Annotated in this window: 15 protein-coding genes; 7 read left to right on the top strand and 8 right to left on the bottom strand. The window is 34.7% G+C overall.

Annotated elements, in window-relative coordinates; translation table 11 throughout:
* Positions 1-1944, bottom strand: coding sequence for a peptidylprolyl isomerase (locus LBU54_RS07115; protein WP_224527766.1), 1944 nt, complete (start codon positions 1942-1944; stop codon positions 1-3).
* A gap of 210 nt (positions 1945-2154) precedes the next feature.
* On the opposite strand from LBU54_RS07115, the gene LBU54_RS07110 reads away from it, so the two are divergent.
* The 3 genes from LBU54_RS07110 to LBU54_RS07100 all read left to right on the top strand — a co-directional run bounded on the left by LBU54_RS07110 (position 2155) and on the right by LBU54_RS07100 (position 3663).
* Positions 2155-2892, top strand: coding sequence for a T9SS type A sorting domain-containing protein (locus tag LBU54_RS07110; protein ID WP_224527763.1), 738 nt, complete (start codon positions 2155-2157; stop codon positions 2890-2892).
* An 86-nt stretch (positions 2893-2978) separates the two neighbouring features.
* Positions 2979-3440 (top strand): SRPBCC family protein, encoded by a 462-nt coding sequence (locus LBU54_RS07105; protein ID WP_224527760.1) that lies wholly within the window; start codon positions 2979-2981, stop codon positions 3438-3440.
* Positions 3427-3663 (top strand): hypothetical protein, encoded by a 237-nt coding sequence (locus tag LBU54_RS07100; RefSeq protein ID WP_224527758.1) that lies wholly within the window; start codon positions 3427-3429, stop codon positions 3661-3663. The genes LBU54_RS07105 and LBU54_RS07100 overlap by 14 nt, the downstream gene beginning before the upstream one ends.
* On the opposite strand, the gene LBU54_RS07095 is transcribed toward LBU54_RS07100, so the two are convergent.
* The 4 genes from LBU54_RS07095 to guaB form a co-directional block, all read right to left on the bottom strand.
* Positions 3660-4799 carry a lycopene cyclase family protein gene (locus LBU54_RS07095; protein ID WP_224527755.1) on the bottom strand — a complete coding sequence of 380 codons (1140 nt, stop codon included), beginning with the start codon at positions 4797-4799 and terminating at the stop codon, positions 3660-3662. The genes LBU54_RS07100 and LBU54_RS07095 overlap by 4 nt on opposite strands.
* The gene (locus LBU54_RS07090; RefSeq protein WP_224527752.1) at positions 4799-5434 is read right to left on the bottom strand and encodes a carotenoid biosynthesis protein; all 636 of its coding nucleotides are present in this window, start codon (positions 5432-5434) and stop codon (positions 4799-4801) included. Before LBU54_RS07090 ends, LBU54_RS07095 begins: the two co-directional genes overlap by 1 nt.
* The gene (gene crtD / locus LBU54_RS07085) at positions 5435-6910 is read right to left on the bottom strand and encodes a 1-hydroxycarotenoid 3,4-desaturase CrtD (RefSeq protein WP_224527749.1); all 1476 of its coding nucleotides are present in this window, start codon (positions 6908-6910) and stop codon (positions 5435-5437) included. It lies immediately after the preceding gene.
* A 139-nt stretch (positions 6911-7049) separates the two neighbouring features.
* Positions 7050-8522 (bottom strand): IMP dehydrogenase, encoded by a 1473-nt coding sequence (gene guaB / locus LBU54_RS07080; protein ID WP_224527747.1) that lies wholly within the window; start codon positions 8520-8522, stop codon positions 7050-7052.
* 230 nt (positions 8523-8752) lie between these two features.
* On the opposite strand from guaB, the gene LBU54_RS07075 reads away from it, so the two are divergent.
* Positions 8753-10984: a TonB-dependent receptor family protein gene (locus LBU54_RS07075; RefSeq protein ID WP_224527745.1), complete on the top strand. Its 2232-nt coding sequence runs from the start codon at positions 8753-8755 to the stop codon at positions 10982-10984.
* Positions 10985-11038: 54 nt separating this feature from the next.
* On the opposite strand, the gene LBU54_RS07070 is transcribed toward LBU54_RS07075, so the two are convergent.
* Both LBU54_RS07070 and LBU54_RS07065 read right to left on the bottom strand, forming a co-directional pair.
* Positions 11039-11902, bottom strand: a complete 864-nt coding sequence (locus LBU54_RS07070; protein ID WP_224527744.1) for a hydroxymethylglutaryl-CoA lyase — start codon at positions 11900-11902, stop codon at positions 11039-11041.
* A gap of 44 nt (positions 11903-11946) precedes the next feature.
* Positions 11947-12564: a LysE family translocator gene (locus LBU54_RS07065; protein ID WP_224527742.1), complete on the bottom strand. Its 618-nt coding sequence runs from the start codon at positions 12562-12564 to the stop codon at positions 11947-11949.
* Positions 12565-12778: 214 nt separating this feature from the next.
* Between LBU54_RS07065 and LBU54_RS07060 the strand changes: the two genes are divergently transcribed.
* Positions 12779-14518 carry a T9SS type A sorting domain-containing protein gene (locus LBU54_RS07060; RefSeq protein WP_224527740.1) on the top strand — a complete coding sequence of 580 codons (1740 nt, stop codon included), beginning with the start codon at positions 12779-12781 and terminating at the stop codon, positions 14516-14518.
* Positions 14519-14551: 33 nt separating this feature from the next.
* Here LBU54_RS07060 and LBU54_RS07055 read toward each other — a convergent pair whose 3' ends face one another.
* Complete coding sequence (locus tag LBU54_RS07055; protein WP_224527738.1) at positions 14552-15574, bottom strand: quinone-dependent dihydroorotate dehydrogenase; 1023 nt, start codon at positions 15572-15574, stop codon at positions 14552-14554.
* Between the two features lie 148 nt (positions 15575-15722).
* Here LBU54_RS07055 and LBU54_RS07050 point away from each other — a divergent pair, with 148 nt between their 5' ends.
* Together LBU54_RS07050 and pepT are read left to right on the top strand one after the other, a co-directional pair.
* Positions 15723-16553 carry a universal stress protein gene (locus LBU54_RS07050; RefSeq protein ID WP_224527736.1) on the top strand — a complete coding sequence of 277 codons (831 nt, stop codon included), beginning with the start codon at positions 15723-15725 and terminating at the stop codon, positions 16551-16553.
* 105 nt (positions 16554-16658) lie between these two features.
* Positions 16659-17894 (top strand): peptidase T, encoded by a 1236-nt coding sequence (gene pepT, locus LBU54_RS07045; protein WP_224527734.1) that lies wholly within the window; start codon positions 16659-16661, stop codon positions 17892-17894.
* Positions 17895-17911 lie beyond the last annotated feature (17 nt).

Genomic DNA, 17911 nt, shown 5'->3' with positions numbered 1-17911 from the left:
TTAATTATTGATTTGCGCTTTGATTCTTTGTAAAACTTCTTCATTGACCTCAATTGTGAATCGTTCATAAAGGGATTGAATCCAATTAGACTCTATTTGAGACTGATAATCATTGATTACCATACCCTTTGCTTCTTTTAACGTCTTAGTCCCTGGAAGTAAAATATTATTAATCTTGACCACATGAAATGCTTGGTTATGTCTATGTACACCCGAAACACCTTCAATTAATTCCAGATTTGCCGGTAATCGGTTGTCATCTGCATCATAAATACCTGAAGTAAATATTATATTCTGCTTTTCCTTAGTATTCAATGACGCTTCAATCTCTCCTTGTGATTTTCCGCGTTTGAATAGTTTCAAGGCTTTTTTAGCAATGTTTTCATCAGCCGAAGAAGCCATTGTAAAATCTAATCGTCTATTCCATTTATACTTTAATTTGTTCTGCTCATAAAAGGACTCCAAGCCTAAAGTATCTTTTGAGGCTTTATTCCAAATCTCCTTTTCCATCAAATCAAAAAGCAGAAGACCATCTCGATATTCTTTAAGAATGTTTGCAAATTCCTCATTCTCTAATTCTAGGTTTGCTTCCCTGTATTTCAAAATAACGGCTTCAAAAAAGGCATTGTATTCCTTTTCAACAATTTCCGTAACGGCTAACTTTCTGTTTGCATAGGCTCTTTGTGCGGCCATTAAATGACTACCAAATTGGTCATATAAATAATCCTTTTCGTTAATTGTAAAAAGTACTTCATCCTTATTGAAAGACTCAGGTAAACGCCATGATCTTGAAAAAAAATCATCGTTGATTAATTTTTCAAAATATGATTTAGCATCTTTATTGTAAGTAATGTTATATCGGCCCTTTAACTCATCTACCATAGCCTCATTGATAAGTTTCGATCTTGAATCGCGCTTAACCTTTGCCTCGAGTGACGGTTTAAGATCGTCAAAAGACTTTATAGGCTCTAAAGAAATCCGTTTTACAATATGCCAACCGTATTTGGTTTTAAAAGGTTTGCTCACTTCGCCATCATTTGCCAATCCGAAGGCTTCATCTTCAAATATAGTAGAGCTTAACTGGCCGCTTTTAAATGGGGACAATTTTCCACCATTTTTTGCAGAACTTTTATCATCTGAAAACTGCTTAGCCAACGCTTCAAAATTTTCGCCTTGATTAAGTTTCTTATATATTTCATTAATTCTTTCTTCAGGAATTAAAAGAGAATCCTTTTGATCTAAAGCAATCATTATGTGCGCAGCAGTTACTGTTCCTCTTGATGGACGTTTGTCATTTACTTTTACAACATGATAGCCAAATTGGGTCCTAAAAGGTTGTGATATTTCTCCAACTGGTGTATTGTATGCAGCTGTTTCAAAATCATATACCATTTTAAAGGCAGAAAAATAGCCCAAATCTTCAACGAAAATGGTGGTTCCATCATGTACATCAGATCTTAATTTATCAAATCCCTCTTTAAGAACACGCGCTCTTAATGCAGAAATCTTATTGTATGCTTGAGCTGTATCCTTGACCGTTTCATCAAGCCTAACCAACACATGAGACGCGTTCACATCATAAGAATTACGGTCATACGCTTCTTTGATTAAGGCATCCGTTACCTTATTTTCCGATAAATAATTCTTAGTCAGTTGCTTCTTGTAGTTTAAAAATTCACGTTGGTATTTTGGATCTTCATCTAATTTAAGTCGTTTAGCTTCTTTGAGTTTTAGTTGGTACTCTTTAAATAACTTAAGATAGCTATCTATATTTTTCTGACTTTCATCCTTGACCAAATCTAGGTTTTTATTATAAACACGCAAAAATTCTGATGTTCTAATGGAATCGCCATCAACAATAAGTAGCAAATCATCTTTTTGTTGGGCTAAAAAGCCTTGAATACTTAGCAGAAATACCAATAAAAATTTCACCTTTGATACCATAAATCTTTCTTTTAAATCGTGTGTCTTTATTCCTTTTTTGAAGCAAAACAAAAATATAATATTCTAGACATTTTACAAGCTACTGATAAATGTTAATAACGCTAGTTTTAGATTTTATTTCATTACATCGTAGAAGAAAAATTAACTTTATCAAAAAGATATTTGAAATTTATTAAATTTGGTTTAGTGAAAACCCAAAACATACTGATTATGGCAAAAAAATACTTATTTATTTTACTTTTTGTATTTAGCTTAACCATATCCGCTCAAGAAGTAATTAACCTATCAGGTTATGATGGTTCAACAATTAATGTAACTGCGACCTCAACAGTTAACGATGACATAACAATCATTTTTGAAGATGTTGATATTATTAACAATTTCTACACCGATTTCCAAACAGAAATCTATATGTATGGTGGACTGGACACGAGCTCTGGCGGATTTCAAGGTGCACCAGATTTTGGAGATTTAGGCGCACAACCTGTTCTTTCATTATTTGGAGATAGTGATGTTAACGCTGGTCCTAATACCTATAGCATAACCATTAATTTAGCACAGCAATACAGTGCTGTGCCAGATGGTACCGAAATTTTTGGCTTCAATCTGCTATTTCAAAATCAATTTAGTGGTGGTGGCAATAATCAAACTACTGATTTATACATAAATTTAATCGATGCTTTGAAGGACAGTACTTTAAACACACCAGATTTTGAAAAGATTGAAAATCTAAAAGCTCATGTTTCAAATAAACTTGTCACCATTTCTGGTAGTAATACCATAAATACTGTAAGTATTTTCAATATACTGGGGCAAAATGTGTACAATAGGGCTTTTAATAATGCATCAAATGTAAAAGCGGATTTAAGTTCAGAACCACGTGGTGTTTACATTGTAAGAATAAATTCTGATTTAGGACAGAAAACCTTAAAAGTATTATTGAATTAAATTTGTTTGCACAATCATATTAAATGAAAACGCCTGAGTCATCAGGTGTTTTTTTTATCTTTATTTAACATGAATTTTAAAACTGAATGAAATACACAACGGAAATAATTATAAACAAACCGATTAACGAAGTTGTGTACAAAATGAATTCTTCAGAAAACATGTTGCATTGGCAAGCAGGACTTGTAAGTGCAGAACATCTTTCCGGGACACCCGGTAAATTTGGCGCCAAAATGAAATTAAATTATGATTTTGGCAACCGAAAAATGGAACTCATTGAAACTATTACTAAAAGTAATTTTCCCTCGGAATTTCATGCAACCTATAATACACAAGGTATTCGCAATATACAGGAAAACTATTTTGAAGCCATTGGAATTTCGCAAACTAAATGGATCCTAAAAAATGAATTTCAGCCAACTTCTTTTGCAATGCACGCCATGTTGTTTTTTATGCCAAGAGCATTTAAAAAGCAAACTAAGACATACATGGCTAATTTTAAAAACTTCATAGAAAACGGGACATCAGTAAAAAATGCGAAGACTTAAATTAATATGGGATTTTAGAGGTCCTGCAAGCAAAAAAATTGCAGAGCATCATTTAATTCACCTGAAAGAATACATTGCCATTAATAAGTTAGAGATAGACATAACTGGTATTGAAACTATAAACGATATGCATAGCTACGCCTATATTGTTGTACCGGAAAATGAAATGCCACCAATTAGAGATGCCCTGAAACCCCATAGAGGACAATTATATATAGGCTAAAACAGACGCTTAAACAAGGCTGTCAAAAACTGTTTTGGCGGTACAGAAGTAATGATGCTTAAATCCTCACTCAATGAAGATTCTTCATCTAAAAATCTTAAAATCGTCCTTGTTTTTGCATTCTTAAACAATGACGCGAACAACTCAGAGCCCTTCCCGTTATGTTTATCCAAAACATCTAAAAACAGAAGGTCATACCACCAAAATTTAGTTTTCTGATGAAATTTTGATAAATCATTATTGTGCTTTAAAAAGGCTAGCAATTCTTTTGTTTTTTTGGTTGTATTCCTAAATGTATACCCAGTGCTCGCTTTTGTCCAACCACCAGCAGTCCCAATATTTAAAACGTTTGAAGAGTTTAATTTTGAGAATTTAAATGAGGTCATTGGGATAGAACCCTTTTCCTTTTCTACAATTTCATATTCTGTAATACCTTCTCTGGCTAAATAGTCCGCAATAGCATTTTCATATTCTTCAAATTTGAGTAACTTTTCAGAAAAGAGGGTATACTCAAAAAGTGCTATATTTTTTTCTAAAGGCAATACATACATAAATCTTGTATTGCCATTTTGTGATACAGAAAAATCCATGAAGGTTGCAACCCTGTCATCAAATTGATTGGTTTTAGTTTTTATAAACCAACCAACAAAATGCTGTTGTAAAACTGGATATTTTTTTTGGTTATTATAATGTTTTGGGTTCGCTATACTATTAAAAACCTTTTTGCCTTCGTAAGTTTTTTTTGAGGTTAGTACTTTGACATTATTTTGAGATTCATCAATAGCCTTCACCTCATCATTTATGAAATTTATATTTGGTTTTTGATCTATAACATCCCACAACAAGTTATATAATGATTGACTTCTAACCATTTTATAATTAAAATCCTGAAGGTCTATGGTTTTCGAAAAGTTCTTGCTCCCAAAATAAATTTTTGGCCAACTTTTGTGTAGAATATTATCCCATTCGCCTTTTCCTTCCTCCCAATAACACCAAGTTCTGTCGTTACCCTTATCCTTGTCTTTATCAATAATTAAAATGGATTTATCCTCAAAATATGTATCTAAGGCCATCCTGTAAGCTAACATTAACCCAGAAGCACCTGCACCTAATATTATGTAATCATGGTCGGCCATTAAAAAAACAGAAAAACAGTAAAAAATAAAACAATCGAAATATAGACATGAAATGAAATCCCTTTATGGGTCTTCACCTTAAAATACTGATAACCGTAATGTGCAATGAAAGCAGTACACAACCAACCAATATAATTTTGAAGTGGGACATGCCCATTCTCAAATTCCCAATAATCAAAGCGAGGTGCAGATACTTCAATGATAAAATCTAAACCAGTCATTAAACCTGCACCAACTAAAGAAGCCAAAACTATATTTTTGCTTAAATAACTAGCAATATCTGCAGTGGCCATCGTTAACAAAGCCCAGTTAAAACAAATCATTATAGGTACTCCAAAAATCTTATACCCAAGATTTTCACCATAGGCATAGTTACCGAATATTAGTCCAAAATTCACACCCAATGCCTCAGTAATAAATCCCAAGAAAAATGGAATTGCTATGGCAACTGGTATCTGCCATTTATATTCTTGGATATTAACCAAAAGAATTACAAAAGTAAGGAGCAAATTAAAGGGCGTCATGCTTAGGAACCAACCAGAATATTCTGGTGACAGAATTCCTATTATTCCAGAAATGGAAAATAACCAAATTAAAAAAACCGACAAGTATCTGATAAATTTTCTATCTATCATTTAGTTGTTCTTTTGTATTAAATCCGCAACAATTTTTCCTGATAACAAACATAAAGGTATACCTCCACCAGGATGTACGCTACCACCACAGAAATATAAATTCTTTATTGAGTTCTTAAAATTTGGATGTCTTAAAAACGCCGCAAATTTATTATTGCTTGCCGCCCCATATAAGGCGCCTTGATAGCTCTGGGTTCTAGATTCTATTGTTCGAGGCTCCAAAATACTTTCATACGCTATTAGACTTTCCAAATTTACATCTAACAACCGAGTTAGTTTAGTCAAGATATTTTTTCTCGAATATTCTATTATCTCATCCCAATCCTGACCTTTATTGCTAGGCACATTAATCATTACAAACCAATTTTCACAACCTTCTGGTGCGTCATTTGGCTCCTCTTTAGATGTAATATTAATATATACCGTTGGGTCGTCATAAACGGTATTTTTATTAAAAATTTGGTCAAACTCCGTTCTATAATCCTTAGAAAAGAAAATATTATGCAAATCCAATTCTTCGAATTCCTTAGTGATTCCCCAATAAAAAATTAGGGCCGAACTACTTCGAGGTTGTTGCAATACCTTTTCGGGAGCTTTATGTTTTTTTAAAAGTTGACGATAAGTGGGCACAACATCAGAATTCGACACAACAATATCTGCATTTACAATGGCGCCATTGGCTTTAATTCCAGTTACTTGACGCTTATTGGTAATAATTTCTTCGACCTTGGTATCAAAATTAAACACTACACCAATGTCTTTTGCTAGCTGATAAAGACTCATTGTTATTGAGTGCATACCACCTTTAGGAAAAAACGTTCCATAATGTTGCTCCAAATGCGGAATCATAGACATTATACCAGGTGTTTGATAAGGTGATGATCCATTATATGTTGCAAAACGATTGAAGAATTGCACAAGCCTTTCATCTGAAAAAACATTGGCATTATATTCGTTTAGGCTTGTGTTTAGGTCTAAGGTGTTTATTTTTAGAATGGCGTTAAGTGTATCAGTACTTAGATAGGTTGACAACTTGTGCAGTGACTTTTCAAGAAATAAGGACGCTGTTAAGTCGTATTTTCTTTTGCTTTTATTAAGGTAACCAATTATGGCCTTTTTATTGACATTAAATGTTCTTGAGGCTTCTGTTGCAAATTTATTTTTGTCTGCATAGGCGGAAAACCGCGTACCGTCTTCGTAAAAATAATTACAAACTATAGATTTCTGATGGTATTCAAAATAATCCTTAACAGATTTATTAGCGACCTTGAACAAGTCTTCTACAAAATGAGGCATTGTGAAAAGCGAAGGGCCCATATCAAATCGGTAACCTTGCTCAGTAAAAGCAGTAAGCTTACCTCCTGGATAGTCATTTGCTTCAAAAACAGAAACATTATGACCTTGTGATCGTAATCTAATTGCAGATGCTAGCCCTGCTAATCCTGCTCCTATAACAGCTATACTTTTTTGAGTCATAATTATTGCAAAGATAAGTCTTGGTATAATTGAAAATACCGCACATTAACATTTCATAAAGTTTTTAATTTACTACACTTAGGTTAAACAAAAAACAGCATTTAAAAATGCTGTTCTTATATTCAGATTTAAATTGTTATTATCTTGAATAATTTGGTGCTTCTTTTGTAATGGTTACATCATGAGGATGACTTTCATTAATACCACTAGCTGTAATTTTTACAAAACGTCCTGTTTCCTTTAATGTCGGTATATCCTTAGCCCCACAGTAGCCCATACCAGCTCTCAATCCGCCAACAAATTGATGAATGCTTTCAAACAGCTCACCTTTATATGGTACGCGCCCAACAATGCCTTCAGGAACTAACTTCTTTATATCATCCTCTACATCTTGGAAATAACGATCCTTGCTTCCTTGTTTCATTGCTTCGACAGAACCCATACCTCTATAAGATTTAAACTTACGCCCTTCATAAATAATGGTCTCACCAGGGCTTTCTTTCGTACCAGCAAGCAGTGATCCCAGCATCACCGTATCAGCACCTGCAGCAATAGCTTTAGGAATATCACCTGTATAACGAATACCTCCATCTGCGATTACGGGAACACCTGATCCCTTTATAGCCTGCGCAACTTCCAAGACAGCTGAAAACTGTGGAAATCCAACACCTGCAACTACACGTGTTGTACAAATAGATCCCGGACCTATACCTACCTTCACTGCATCGGCACCTGCTTCTACTAGATACCTTGCAGCTTCTCCAGTTGCAATATTTCCGACAATAACATCTAGTTCTTTGAATTGTGACTTAATATCTTTTAATATTGAAATAACACCTTTGGTGTGGCCATGTGCCGTGTCAATAACTACTGCATCTACACCAGCTTTTACCAAAGCTGAGGCTCTTTCGACAGCATCACCTGTAACACCAATTGCTGCTGCCACACGTAAGCGTCCGTAAGTATCTTTATTGGCTATTGGTTTTTGGGTGACTTTAGTAATATCTCTAAATGTTATTAAGCCCGCTAATTTGTAGTCATCACCAACAATGAGTAGTTTTTCAATTTTATGAGCTTGGAGAATTGCTTCGGCATCTTTTAATGATGTACCAACAGGCGCAGTTACAAGGTTCTCACCTGTCATGACTTCAATAATTGGTTTTTCATTTTTATGTTCAAATCGTAAATCACGATTGGTAACAATTCCTTTTAGCTTGCCATTTTCGTCAACTATAGGTATCCCGCCAATACTATGCTCTCTCATTGCATTTTTTGCATCAATGACCTTTGCATCCATTGGTAGCGTCACCGGATCTATAATCATCCCGCTTTCTGCACGTTTTACACGCCTTACTTTAGCAGCCTGATCTTCAATGGTCATGTTTTTATGCAAAACACCAATACCACCCTCACGAGCCATAGCAATAGCCATTTTGCTCTCGGTAACGGTATCCATCGCTGCAGAAACAATGGGAACGTTTATACCAATATTCCTTGTGAACTTTGACTGAATGTTTACTTCACGCGGTAGTACTTCTGAAAATGCCGGGACTAATAAGACGTCATCGTAGGTAAGGCCTTCACCTAAGATTTTGTTTTCGTGTGCTGTCATGATGCAATTAAGATATAATTGCGTGCAAATATACGTTTTTTTTAAGTGCTTAATGTCAACTAAAGGTTAAATGAAATAGTTATACTCAACCCATTCAAAAACATAACAAATTCATTTAAAATCAATTGCGGATTTTATTTTTATTTATTCTAAATAAAGTTTGAGAATTGAAATTACAGTTTTATTTTTGTCTGCCTAAAATTATATTTATTTTTAATAAGTCTAAATTAATGAATGCGAAATTTACCTTATCAATACTAGGCTTAGTAATGATTACTAACCTAAAAGCTCAAGAAAATCAAAAAGAAAAACAAAATGATTCCATCCAAAAACTGGATGAAGTATTAATTGACGCCAATGCTATATTTGGTAATAAATATGTTGCAAGAAATAGAACGGGATCTGCATATTATTTATCTCCAGAGGAACTACAAAAGTTTAATTATACGGATATCAATAGAGCATTAAGAGCAGTTCCTGGTGTAACTTTCTATGAAGAAGATGGATTTGGTTTAAGACCAAACATTAGTTTAAGAGGGACATCACCTCAACGAAGTGCAAAAATTTCCATTATGGAAGACGGTGTCTTAATCGCACCAGCACCTTACAGCTCGCCTTCCGCGTACTATTTTCCTTCCGTAGCGAGAATGCAAGCCGTAGAAATCCTTAAGGGAAGTAGTCAGGTCCAATTTGGACCATTTACTACTGGCGGGGCTATAAATATGATTTCAACACAAATACCTAAAACACTTACAGGACAGATTAGAGCAAACTATGGAAGCTATAACACAAGTCAATTTCATGCTCGTGTTGGTGACAGTAAACCGACTTTAGGCTATATGGTTGAATATTTAAATTATAACTCCGATGGTTTTAAAGATCTACCAGATAATAGTAATACTGGGTTTGACATCAATGAAGTTGTAGCAAAATTTAGAGTGAACTCAAAGGCAGAGGCAAAACTACAGCAATCCCTGGAAGCTAAATTTCAATATTCTGACGAAGTGTCAAACGAAACCTATTTAGGTCTTACAGAAACTGATTTTGCCAACTCTCCTTTCAGCCGATATGCATCGTCCCAAGAGGATGTGATGAACGCTGAACATGTACAATTTATGTTAACTCATAAATTGAATTTCTCAAAGAACTTTAGAATAACCACCAATGGTTATTACAATAAGTTTACACGAAATTGGTACAAACTAGATGATGTTATTTTCAATGGCAATAAACAACGGATCGCAGACGTCATCTCAAACCCGAATCAGTTTCCCGACCATTTAAGTATTATTAGAGGTGACGTCGATTCAGAAGCCGATGCCCTTTTATTAAAAGCAAATAATAGAGCTTACTACTCTAAAGGCTTACAAACCAAATTTGATTACCATTGGTATGGCGAAAATACGTTCCATGATTTAGAAATTGGTGCCAGATACCATTACGATGAGGAAGATCGCTTTCAATGGGAAGATGGTTATAACATTATTAATGGATCAATGACTTTGACCTCCCTAGGCGAAAGAGGTGCCGAAGGTAATAGAATTAGTAGCGCAACGGCATTTGCTGGATATGTGATGTATAAATTCAAATACAATGATTTAACGCTTACACCAGGTGTACGTTACGAGAACATTCAACTTGAACGTGTGGATTATGGTAGTGATAATCCTGGCAGATCAAACATAAATCCTTCCTTTAGAGATAATTCCCTTGATATTTTTATTCCTGGAATCGGTTTTAACTATGCTCTTAAAAATGATCTTTCTGTATTTGGTGGTGTCCATAAAGGTTTTTCACCGCCAAGTAATCAACCAGGTCAAGAAGCCGAAGAAAGTATCAACTATGAACTAGGATCTAGATTTGTTTTTGGAGGTCTAAGAGGAGAAATTGTTGGATTTTTTAATGATTATAGTAATTTATTAGGAAGCGATATTGCCGCAACAGGTGGCACTGGCTCACTAGAACAGTTTAATGCTGGTGAAGTTGCCGTTAGTGGTTTGGAATTATTGCTTAACTATGATTTAATGTCAAAAAATGACAACTTCTCAATGCCTTTAACTTTTGGCTACACTTACACCAATACTGAATTTCAAAATAGTTTTGATAGTGCTAACGGTATTTGGGGAGAAGTATCTGAGGGTGATCAACTACCATATATCCCAGAGCATCAATTCAATGCGATGATCTCACTGGAACATGCTAAATACGAATTGAATTTCAGCGGTAGATATAATGGAGAATTTAGAACCCTTGCAGGGAATGGAACCATTCCTAATGACGAACTAGTGAAATCTAATTTTATAATTGATTTTTCTGCAAAATATCACTTCTCAAATAAGTTGAGCCTAACTGGAAACATTATAAATATGCTAGACGAAACCTATGCAGTTTCAAGAGTTCCTGCAGGTTTGAGGCCTGGCCATCCTTTTGGAGCGAACTTAGGATTGGAGTTTAGATTTTAAACACAAGATTGGTTAATTAGTGAAAAGCGCTACTTTGTTTTAAATAGCGTTTTTTTAGTGGTACTTTCTAAAAATTTTTGTAGCCTCATTATAGGCACTTTCAAAGGACATAGCGTTTAAATCGTGCGCCTTTTTTTGTGTGAAGTAAGAAAACATCTTTTCGGTTGGCATATTACCTGTAAGCTCATCCTTCGCCATAGGACAACCACCAAATCCTTGAATAGCTCCATCAAACCGTCTACAACCTGCAGTATAAGCTGCATCAATTTTTTCGAACCATGTTGATGGTGTTGTATGTAAGTGAGCTCCAAATTCAATATTTGGATATCTGGGAATTAAGTTAGAAAATAAATAGGTGATATTCTCTTGATTGGAACTGCCTATAGTATCACTTAAAGATAGAATTTTTACACCCATACTTGCCAGCTTAGCAGTCCACTCACCAACAATATCCACGTTCCACGGATCACCATAAGGATTACCAAAACCCATGGAAATGTATACCACTACTTCCTTATTGCTCTTATCTGCGATTTCCAAAATTTCGGCAAGGGTAATGACCGATTGCGCTATCGTCTTATGCGTATTACGCATTTGAAAGTTTTCAGAAATTGAAAATGGAAATCCTAAGTAATCAATTTGGTCATGTTGAGAAGCGTCAGTTGCGCCGCGCGTATTTGCAATAATTGCTAGGATTTTACTTTTAGTGCTTGACAAATCTAACAGTGATAAAACTTCTGCTGTATCTACCATTTGAGGTATCGCCTTTGGAGAAACAAAACTTCCAAAATCTATTGTATCAAAACCAACTCTAAGAAGACTTTGAATGTATTGTGCTTTCTTTTCGGTAGGAATAAACTCCTTAATGCCTTGCATGGCATCCCTTGGGCATTCAATTAGCTTTACACTGTTCTCCATTGCCTCAAATATAAGGCTTAGAATACCTTTTTCATAACTTAAAATTAAACTAAAATAAACACTGCAATACCTATAAAAACCACAATCTGAAGCCATTTAAAAACAACTCCAGAATTTCTGTGGTTTAGGGTAAAAGCTTTTATTTCGCCAGCAAATAAAGCTATAGCAGAGAAAATAATAAAGGAGACTAACATGAAAATGCCACCAAGAACATAAAATTGAAACACTGAACTCAAGGAATCACTAAATAAGAAACCAGGGAAAAAGGCCAGAAAGAAAATTGTAACTTTTGGATTAAGGACATTCATAAAGAAACCTTGAATAAATAATGCCTTTAAACTTTTTCTTGGTGCACTGTTTGATGTAAAATCTATATTCGAATCTGATTTGTAAACGGAATATGCCAGATACAGAAGATAGATTGCACCAAAAATCTTAATTGCCAAGAAGATATTTTCATTTGCCTTGATGATTGCAGAAACACCAAAAGCTAAAAGCGTTGTATGAACGATACAGCCAGTAATGAGACCACAAACAGTGGCAATGCCATAAATCTTCCCATTGGTAATACTTTGCACAAGTACATAAATATTGTCTGGTCCAGGAGATAAGGCTAATGCAGAAGTCGCTAATGCAAATGATAATAGTATCTCTATATTCAAAATAAATGTTTGGCCTAAATTACATTATTTGTCTTTTATATTGCAAGTAAAACCATCCTTGCATATACATTCCGTCCCAATAAATACCTTGAAAATGAACCCGTTATTAATATTTGGATTTGTTAAAATATTTAGTTTTTTATCGAAAAATCATCCATAATTATAGGTAAATTCATATTTTGGGATACCTACTAAACACAAATTACCAAACCAAATGCATTATAAATTAATTAAGCAGTCTATTTTTTTAGGGCTAATCTCTCTATTTTTTGTACCCTTTTTAAATGCACAATCAGATGATTGCGGATTTAAATTTACAGAAGAAGAACAAAACTATTACGATTCTAAAATAGACCAGATCAAAGCTCTAGAAACTGAATTTTTACAGAACCAATCATTTGGTCGAAATTCTAATTTACTAAGCTCTGTACCAATTAAAGCTCATATTATAAGACAATCGGATGGTACCGGTGGATTAACTGAAATTCAGCTAAATGATGCCATTGCTACGATGAATTCAATATATGTTAGTGCTGGTCTTGAATTCTTTTTGTGTGATGGAATTAACTACATAAATAATGATGATTATTACACTTACGAGAGCTCTGAAGAAGGCTTACTAACCTCTGTCAATAATGTCAATGGTGTAATTAATATCTATTTTACCAATTCAATAACCAGTAGTTCTGGAGGCTCATTGTGTGGCTATGCCTATTTCCCTGGCGGGCCAGAAACCATACTTATGGCAAACAGTTGTACAACAAACGGCAGTACTTTAGCACATGAAATGGGTCATTTTTTTGCGTTGCCTCACACACACGGTAACAGTAATGTTTTTGCATCTACAGAGGAGCTTGTAGATGGTACTAACTGCGAAAGTACAGGAGATTTTATTTGTGATACACCAGCAGACCCAAAATTAGGTTTTAACAATGTTAATACGAATTGCGATTACACTGATTTTTTTAGTCAAGATGCCAATGGTGATGTTTATCAACCTGATCCGTTAAATATTATGTCTTATTCACGAAAGCAATGCAGAACGTTGTTTTCTCCGCAACAATTTGCCCGAATTAACGCCGTTTATCAAATTTCTAGAAGTAGTATGGCGTGTCCAAGTTTTAGTACAGATTTCGTCGCGGATGAAACTGAAAGCTGTGGTAGTGATTTAACGGTAAATTTCACTGATAACAGTGTTGGTGCGACAACATGGTCTTGGGATATTAATGGTGACGCCATTGAAGATTATAATACCCAAAACATAACACACACTTATAATGGTATTGGTACTTATGACGTCGCACTTACTGTTTCTAATGGTACTCAAACAATCAGTAAAGTTAAATCGCAATACATTAATGTCGGTGCTCAAGAAATAAGCACAATAACTATTGAATTGAGCCTGACTTTAGATGACTGGCCAACAGAGACTACGTGGAGTTTCTCAGATGGCGATGGCAATGTTTTATATTCAGGAGGTCCTTATGTAGAAGGCATAGATGATTTTACAACAAAGACTGAAACCTTTACAGTTAATCCTGATGTCTGTTACAAATTTGAAATTAACGATAGCTACGGTGATGGTATTTGTTGTGCCTCAGGTAACGGCAACTATCAATTAAGGGCAGCTGACAATACCTTATTGGCAAGTGGAGGAGATTTTGGGAATGGCACCTCAAATAATTTCTTCAATGGTGTTCTTAGCATAGATGATTTCAGTACAGAAGACATTCGCCTTTGGCCAAATCCAACATCTAATACGCTAACAGTCAATACTACTACACTACCTGATAGGTATGAAATATACAATACGCTTGGTCAAAAAATCAAAGCATCTAAAGTAGTTTCAAATCTAGATTTAAATATTTCGGTTGAGGATCTAAAAGAAGGTATTTATTTTATAAAGCTTACGAGGGACAATTCAAGTCAGGTTTTATCATTTGTGAAGCAGTGATATGTAAACTAAAAACAATCAAAGAAGGCGCGTTTACTGCGCCTTTTTAATTAGTGCTTTATTAATATCCTTAATGAGCTTTGGTCCTTCATATACAAATCCTGTGTAAAGTTGAACCAAATCTGCCCCTGCCTCAAATTTTTCAAGTGCATCTTCAGCAGAATGAATTCCTCCCACACCAATTATTGGAAATGCTTTGTTACTTTTTTCGGCTAAAAAACGAATCACTTCAGTTGAGCGCTTAGATAGCGGTTTACCACTTAAACCACCTGTTTCCCCTTTATTCTTGCTTGTCAGCCCTTCTCTTGATATTGTGGTATTTGTAGCAATAACACCGTCAATTTTAGTTGTTTTTATAATATCAATAATATCACGGAGTTGATCATCGCTTAAATCTGGTGCAATTTTTAGTAAAATGGGTTTAGAGGTAGTCTTACCAAAATTTAACACCTGTAAGGCTTTTAACAAATCCGTCAGTGGTTCCTTATCTTGTAATGCTCTGAGATTTGGTGTGTTTGGAGAGCTAACATTAACCACAAAATAGTCCACATAATCAAACAAGGCTTCAAAACAGATTTCATAATCTTCTATGGCCTTTTCATTTGGTGTAATTTTATTCTTGCCAATATTACCTCCTATTAGAACGCCCTTATTCAATTTAAGCCGTTCAACAGCTTCTTCCACGCCTCCATTATTAAAACCCATTCTATTTATGATAGCCGAATCTGATTTAAGTCTAAATAAACGCTTTTTTGGATTTCCTGGTTGTGGTTTGGGTGTTAAAGTTCCTATTTCTATAAATCCAAAACCAAAATTTGAAAGTTCGTTGTAGAGCTTAGCATCCTTATCGAAGCCAGCAGCCAATCCAACTGGATTTTTAAACTTCAAACCAAATAAATCGCGTTCTAATGACTGGTGTTCTTGAAAAAACAGACTCCTAAACAAAGCTTTTACACCTGGTATCTTTGATAAAAATCTAATCGATGAAAACGAAAAATAATGAACTTTTTCTGGGTCAAATAAAAATAAAATGGGTCTAATTATAGCTTTGTACATAAAGAGTCGCTTTGAGGTGCAAAAGTAATAATCTAATTAGTAATACATTCTGAAAATGTTCAGGAAATATTAATCATAAACTGTCAATTGTCATTATGTTTTAAGGGATATATTATTAACTTTGGCTTACAACTAAACAAAAACAATCATGAAAAAAATCATCATTCCAGTAGATTTTTCGCAACATTCAGAATATGCCCTAGAAACTGGAGCAGCCCTTGCTAAAAAACACAATGCAGAGCTTATTGTTATGCACATGTTAGAGCTTTCCGAATCTTTGATTTCATCTTCTAATAATGAACGAAGTGAAGAAACAGCCTTCATGTTAATGTTGGCTAATAAAAAATTCGAAGCTTTTTTAGATAAATCTTATCTTGAAGATATCACTGTTACGCCCTTAATCAAGCATCACAAAGTCCTAAAAGAAGTTTCGAAAGTTGCCGCTTTTGAAAAAGCAGACTTGGTAGTTATGGGTTCTCGTGGTCATAGTGATTATGATGGGATTTTTACTGGTTCTAATACTGAAAAGGTTGTTCGTTACAGTGAAATTCCAGTATTAGTTGTTAAATCACCACCAACCTCAGTTGAGTTTAAAAATATTGTCTTGGCTACAGATTTTTTAGAAGGCAGTATTCTTGCCGTTAAAAATGCACTGGAATTACTTAATGAATTGGCAGAAAATGTCATTCTCCTTCATGTTAATTTACCTAATTTAAGTTTCCTTAGCACGGACGAAATTGATGAGCGTGTTGCTGATTTTTTAAAATTGGCGCGACTGGGGGACAAGGAAGTTAATATAGATTACATAGCAGAGCATAACGTTGAAGACGGTGTTTTAAGCTATGCCAGACGAATTAATGCAGACGCAGTTGCGATGATTACTCATGGCAGAAAAGGATTGAGCCATTTCTTTGGTGGCAGTATTTCTGAAGATCTTGTTAACCACGCAAAATTGCCTGTGGTCACATTCAGAAAATAATTTTAAAAGCCTTGAAATTCAAGGCTTTTTACTTATATATTCTTTTGATCTATTAGGATAAATTATTTCAAACCATATAAACTATTTTTTCAACTAAACCTTAACATGCAAAATATAATTGATCGCTTTATAAGCTACGTGACCATAGATACGGAATCCGATCCAAATTCTGAAACAACCCCTAGTACTGCGAAGCAATGGGACTTAGCCAATAAACTTGTAGAAGAGCTTAAAACCATAGGAATGAGCGATGTGTCAATAGATGAGAATGCCTATATTATGGCTACGCTCCCTAGCAATGTAGATTATGAGGTCCCTACTATAGGATTTATTTCTCATTTTGATACCTCTCCTGACTTTACCGGTGCTAATGTTAAACCACAAATTGTCAAGAACTACGATGGAAATAACATTGTTTTAAATAAACAGGAAAATATAATTCTCTCACCAGACTATTTTGAAGACCTTCTATTGTATAAAGGTCAAACACTTATTACAACAGATGGCACAACACTTCTGGGTGCAGACGACAAGGCTGGGATTACAGAAATTATAACTGCGATGGAGTACCTTATCAATAATCCGCAAATTAAACACGGTACTATCAAAGTTGGTTTTACACCAGACGAAGAAATTGGCAGAGGTGCACACAAATTTGATGTTGAAAAATTCGGGGCGGACTGGGCTTATACCATGGATGGTAGTCAAATTGGTGAACTTGAATACGAAAATTTTAATGCAGCCAGTGCCGTAGTAACCGTTAAAGGTAAAATTGTCCATCCAGGCTATGCTAAAGATAAAATGGTAAATTCTATGTATTATGCTAGTGAGTTCGTAAATGCACTTCCTAAAAAAGAAAAACCCGAACACACCGAAGGTTACGAAGGCTTTTTTCATTTAACTCAAATAGACGGCAAAGTTGAAGAAACTAAACTTCAATATATTATTAGAGATCATGATAAGGCTAAATTTGAAGGGCGTAAAACGCTTATGAAAAATGTAGTTGACGAGTTAAATTCAAAATATGATTCATTAATTTTTTCAATCGAAATAAAAGATCAATATTTTAATATGAAAGAAAAGGTTGAACCTGTTATGCATATCGTCGATATTGCTGAGGAAGCCATGAAATCAATAGGCCTTAAGCCAATAATTAAACCCATTCGAGGAGGTACTGATGGTTCTCAGTTGTCTTATATGGGTTTGCCATGTCCAAATATATTTGCTGGTGGACACAACTTTCATGGCCGTTACGAATACGTTCCTGTTGAAAGTATGCAGAAAGCAGTTGAGGTTATTTGTAAAATTGCTGAACTGACCGCTTCAATGGCTCAAAAATAATTAGCGTATAAATTAAA

It is taken from the genome of Winogradskyella alexanderae, from assembly GCF_020166335.1.
In the GTDB taxonomy this organism is placed as follows: Bacteria; Bacteroidota; Bacteroidia; order Flavobacteriales; family Flavobacteriaceae; genus Winogradskyella; species Winogradskyella alexanderae.
Note: the sequence above shows the minus strand (reverse complement) of the source record. Positions and strands in the feature narration are given on the sequence as shown.